Source organism: Sphingomonas sp. LH128 (assembly GCF_000293195.2).
GTDB classification, from domain to species: domain Bacteria; phylum Pseudomonadota; class Alphaproteobacteria; order Sphingomonadales; family Sphingomonadaceae; genus Novosphingobium; species Novosphingobium resinovorum_A.
Genome location: NZ_ALVC01000166.1, coordinates 1 through 4,764, shown reverse-complemented (window position 1 = coordinate 4,764; position 4,764 = coordinate 1). Strand labels below are relative to the sequence as shown.

Genomic DNA, 4,764 nt, shown 5'->3' with positions numbered 1-4,764 from the left:
TTTCATGAAAAGCCTCATTTGATGATCGTTGACTTGGCAACCCGGCACTCACGGCATCTCCCTCCAATCTGGATATGCCAATGAATATTGGGTCGGCCCCGACGATCTGCGGCTCCTCCATTAAAGGGCCATCGGTTGTTGGGGTCTCGGCTACGGGCTTCGGGCTACGCCCTCCGCCCTTCACCGACACCCCAACAACCGATTCTCATCTTGATTGTCGCTACGCTCGCATCCTGTCAGTCGCCGCGCATCACAGCGACAAACCGCATCGTCGGACGCGTGACAGCTTCGCAAATCGCCTCGGCATCGACGGCATCATTCTTGCCGCGCTTCACATAGGGTTTGACATAGCCGGGCGGCATTAGGCGTACCTCATGACCAAGGCTGATCAATTGACGCGCCCAATGATGGGATGTGCCGCATGCCTCGATCCCGACCAGGCATGGTGGTAATTTCCGGAAGAACGGCAGCATTTGCGAACGCCGCAGGGCTTTGCGTACAACGACCCCGCCGGTCGCATCGACACCGTGAACCTGAAAAACGTTCTTGGCCAAATCCAGGCCGATCGTGGTAATCTCCATGGCGGATGGCTCCTTCTGCTCGGATTGCATGACAACAAACCCATCTTGGCACTTTGATGCCGTGAGCGGGAGCCATCCACCCTATCCGGTTCCGGCAACTCACGACCAGACCTCGACGTTCCGACGCCCTCGCTCACTCTGGAACCAGTTTATTGCGAGCCTTGATGGGATGACCATGCGACCGTGTCAGCCTGAGAGGCGGTGGACTATAGCGTGGATGGCGATATGCCATGCGGCATGCCTTTAGAAAACAAGTCCAGGTCCCTTGCAAAACAACTGGAAGCGCAGCGGGTCGTCGACGCCGCCCGTGGCGTGATCGCTGCGAAGGGCATCGCAGGCATGAGTTTGCGCAGTGTCGCCGAAGCGGCTGCCACTTCGGTCGGTTCGATCAGCTATCGCATTGGCGATCGTGCGGCATTGATCGCCGCCGTGCTGGACCGAGAGATCGAACTGGCCGCCGCAACACGCATGGAATGGCGGGATCGGATCGGCGAATGCGATCCGGTGGCGAGCGGCATCCTGCCGGACCTCATCTGCGAATGGCTGGACCAGGGTGCAGGGTCACGGCGTACGTCTGCGATCGTCATGTGTGAACTGGCCTTGACGGCTGGACGTGAGCCGCAGTCGCTTCCCTCTATTACTGCCCTGTTCGAAGAGGCGGAAGGGCTCTGGCGCGATCTGCTGTCCTGCTCGGCACACGGAGAGAGGCTGGCGCGCCTCATCGCGCGCTACTGTCTGGACGAACAGGTCTTTTCCATCCTTCTGGTGGACGAGACGGACTATCGGTTGCTGCGCCATTCGACCGTACGCGGCATGTTGCGAAATGGTTCCGCACCTGTCGAGCCGACTGCGAGCCAATGGCACATGGCGCTGGTCGAGCGCTTGGCGATACCGGCTGCAGCGGCCTTCGATGCGGCCTCTCCCATCCCGCGCGGTTCCAAGGGCGTCATTGCCGAGACAATCGCCGACATCGTCGTGGAGCAGGGAGTTGGCGCCCTGTCCCATCGCACCGTCGCCCAGGCCTCGGGCGTCCCAACGTCCAGCGTGGCACATCATTTCCCAACGCATCGCGATGTCCTCTTCGCGGGCGTGGAGGCGGTATACCGCCGATTGCGCAGCCATATCCATGGTACCGGCGCGCGCCTGGGCAATGGCGACATCATCCGCCTGACTCACGAATGCGCGCTATCGGCGCTGACCGACCCGGCGTTTCGTCCGTTCGCCATCGATATGCGGCGGCGCCGTGCGGAAAACGTCCACGCGCTTTATGCCCAGTGGCTGGGCATCCCGGAGCATTCCGACCGTGCGCGCGTGCAGGCCATGGTCATGGCCTCTATCGGCAACGGCCTGCGGATACTGGCGGAGCAGACCGAATGGCCTGACATGCGCGACCTGCTGGCGACTTTCACGTGAACCGTACAATTGTTTTTAAACTTCAGTTTAACGTGTAAAAAATACCACACTAATGTCTCAAAAGAGTCATTGGGTGGTTCTAGAGGCGCGTTCTGAAGACCCCCGGTCAACAGGACGGAGCCCCCCATGTCAGCAATCCATCGCAAGCGTACGATCCATCTTCTCTCGACGATCCTGGCCGGAGCGGTTGCGCCCTGCTGGGCATTTACCGCGCAGGCCGAGGAAGCTCCCGCCGCGGACGATGCGCTGCCCGAGATCACTGTCACCGCAGAGCGCCGTGCGGAGAGCAGCCAGAAGGTGCCGCTGGCGATCCAGTCGATCGACGGCGAGACCCTGGCCAAGACCGGGTACACCTCGGTCACCGATCTGCAGTACACGATGCCGGGCGTGCAGTACGATCCCACGCAGGGCGCGGCGTTTCAGATCCGCGGCGTCGGCAGCACTTCGTTCGACTTCTCAAACGCCAAGTCGGTCAGCGTCGTCGTCGATGACGTGGTGATGGACGGCCAGCGCGCCAATGGCCTGACCGGCCTCGTCGACATCGACCGTGTCGACGTGCTGATGGGCCCGCAAGGGACGCTGTTTGGGAAGAACGCCACCTCGGGCGTCATCGCGGTGAGCACCACGAAGCCCAAGCTCGACGAGTGGTCCCTGCGTGCCAGCGCCAGCTTTGGCGAGCATGACGAGCGCATCCTCAACGCAACCGCCAACGTCCCGCTTGGCCCGATCGCGGCTTTGCGCGTATCCGGCTTCGACCAGGCCTTCGACGGTTTCGGCCGCAATGTGACGTTGAACCGCAAGGTCGGTTCGCAGCACGAATACGGCGGCCGCGCGCGGCTCTATCTGGAGCCTTCGGACAGCTTCAACCTGACCCTTTCGGGCGATTATGCCTATCACTGGGACAGCAGCGTTCGTACGCCTGTTTCCGGCCAGTCTGCGGCGGTCACCGCGATCCTCGACGAACTGGGCGTCTATCCCGGGCCGCAGAGCGCAGACACGGCGGATTCCTCCTTCGGCCAGATCGTCACCGAGGAATGGGGCATCTCGCTGCGGGCCAATGCCAAGCTGGGTGATCATGACCTGACCTCGATCACCGCCTACCGTGCTACCCGCTACGACAACTGGACGCCGGCAAGCCTGACGCCTTACGATCGCTATGCGTATATCCCCTTCAATCTGGGGCAGCTCGACACCGACAAGTTCAGCCAGGAAATCCATCTGGCATCGCCCACCGGCGGCTTCGTGGAATATCTGGTCGGCGCCTTCTATAACCGCCTGCATGCGCGCCAGACGCAGCTGCAGTGGTCCACCGGCGGGCAGCCGCTCTATGACAGTGCAGGCACGCCGCTGCCTACTCTGATCGCGTTGACGGGCGCCATCGGCGAGGACGGCAATGCCTCGCTATTCGACTCGGTGAACGAGACGATGGCCGTCTTCGGCCAGCTCAAGTTCAACTTCACCCCGCGCCTCGCCCTCACGCTGGGCGGCCGCTACACGCACGACAACAATTCGCAGAGCATCGACTACGTCTATATCAACCCCGAGCCGATCGCGGGATACACGCCCGCCTTCACCGCTTCGAGCGCGGCGCCGGCCTACGATTTCGGCCGCGTGAAGGGCGACAATTTCTCGTTCCGCATCGCGCCCACGTATCAGGTGGCGGACAACGTCATGCTCTACGCGACCTATTCCACCGGCTACAAGCCTGCGGGCATTGCCTTCGTCGGCAACAAGTACGCGCCTTATGAGGACGAGACGGTGAAGGCCTGGGAAGCCGGCATAAAGTCCGAATGGTTCGGTCGACGCCTGCGTTTCAACCTCGACGCGTTCCGATCCGACTTCAAGGACTTCCAGGCGACGATCCTGACCCAGATCCCCGATGGTGCGGGCGGAACGATCAACGCCACCGTGATCGGCAATGCCGGCGGCCTGCGCACCCAGGGTATCGAAGGCAGCCTGGTGGTCCAGCCCATCCGCGGCCTGCAGCTGTCGGGCGCGGTGACCTACACCGACGCCAAGTTCACCAATTACGTCTACAATGCCACGACCAACTACACCGGTTCGCGGCTGACCAATGCGCCGGAATGGTCGGGTACGGCGGCGATCGACTACGATTGAGAACACCGGGAATAAAAGGGGCCAGGGATCGGACCGGAGCACCGGGATAGAAAAGGGCCAGTCCTGTTAGACCTTCGCTTTTGTGCGGAGGTGGAAGGATGAAGAGAGTGGAGCTTTATCAGAAGGTCCGCCGCGCCGTACTGATTGACGGGATGAGCCGTCGCGCTGCCGCCCGGTATTTCGGGATCGACCGCAAGACTATCGACAAGATGCTGTGCTTTGCGGAGCCGGCTCCACATGGCCGAAGTGGTCGCACCTACGGTCGTAAGCTGGCCGGATTTACGGACATTATCGACAAGATCCTGGAGGATGATCGCACGGTCCATAGCAAACAGCGGCACACTGCTGCCCGTATCTTCGAGCGGCTGCGCGATGAGCATGGCTTCACCGGCGGCATAACGATTGTTCGCGATTATGTGGCCGGTGCCAAGCTGCGCAGTCGCGAGGTATTTATCCCGCTGAGCCACAAGCCGGGCCACGCTCAGGTGGACTTTGGCGAGGCCGACGGGATCATCGATGGCAAGCTGGTTCGGTTTCACTATTTCTGCATGGACCTGCCGCATAGTGATGCGCCGTTTTTCAAAGCCTATCCTGCCGAGGTCGCGGAGGCTTTTTGCGAAGGCCATGTTGCGGCTTTCGCCTTCTTCGGCGG

The 4,764-nt window shown here is 61.6% G+C and carries 2 protein-coding genes and 2 pseudogenes; 3 read left to right on the top strand and 1 reads right to left on the bottom strand.

Annotation, left to right across the window (positions count from 1 at the left end; translation table 11 throughout):
* Positions 1–251: 251 nt before the first annotated feature.
* A pseudogene (locus tag LH128_RS13940) lies at positions 252–581 on the bottom strand (IS110 family transposase); the annotation flags it as partial.
* A gap of 237 nt (positions 582–818) precedes the next feature.
* Between LH128_RS13940 and LH128_RS13935 the strand changes: the two are divergent.
* The 3 genes and pseudogenes from LH128_RS13935 to LH128_RS13925 form a co-directional block, all read left to right on the top strand.
* Positions 819–1,994 carry a TetR family transcriptional regulator gene (locus LH128_RS13935; RefSeq protein ID WP_172705052.1) on the top strand — a complete coding sequence of 392 codons (1,176 nt, stop codon included), beginning with the start codon at positions 819–821 and terminating at the stop codon, positions 1,992–1,994.
* Positions 1,995–2,120: 126 nt separating this feature from the next.
* A complete protein-coding gene (locus LH128_RS13930) occupies positions 2,121–4,112 on the top strand; it encodes a TonB-dependent receptor (protein WP_008830285.1) in 1,992 nt (663 codons plus the stop codon).
* Between the two features lie 98 nt (positions 4,113–4,210).
* A pseudogene (locus tag LH128_RS13925) lies at positions 4,211–4,764 on the top strand (IS21 family transposase); the annotation flags it as partial.

Excerpts from the sequence above, each read along its gene's own strand:
- LH128_RS13935 (WP_172705052.1), top strand. The coding sequence starts at position 819 with ATGCCTTTAGAAAACAAGTCCAGGTCCCTTGCAAAACAACTGGAAGCG.
- LH128_RS13930 (WP_008830285.1), top strand. The coding sequence starts at position 2,121 with ATGTCAGCAATCCATCGCAAGCGTACGATCCATCTTCTCTCGACGATC.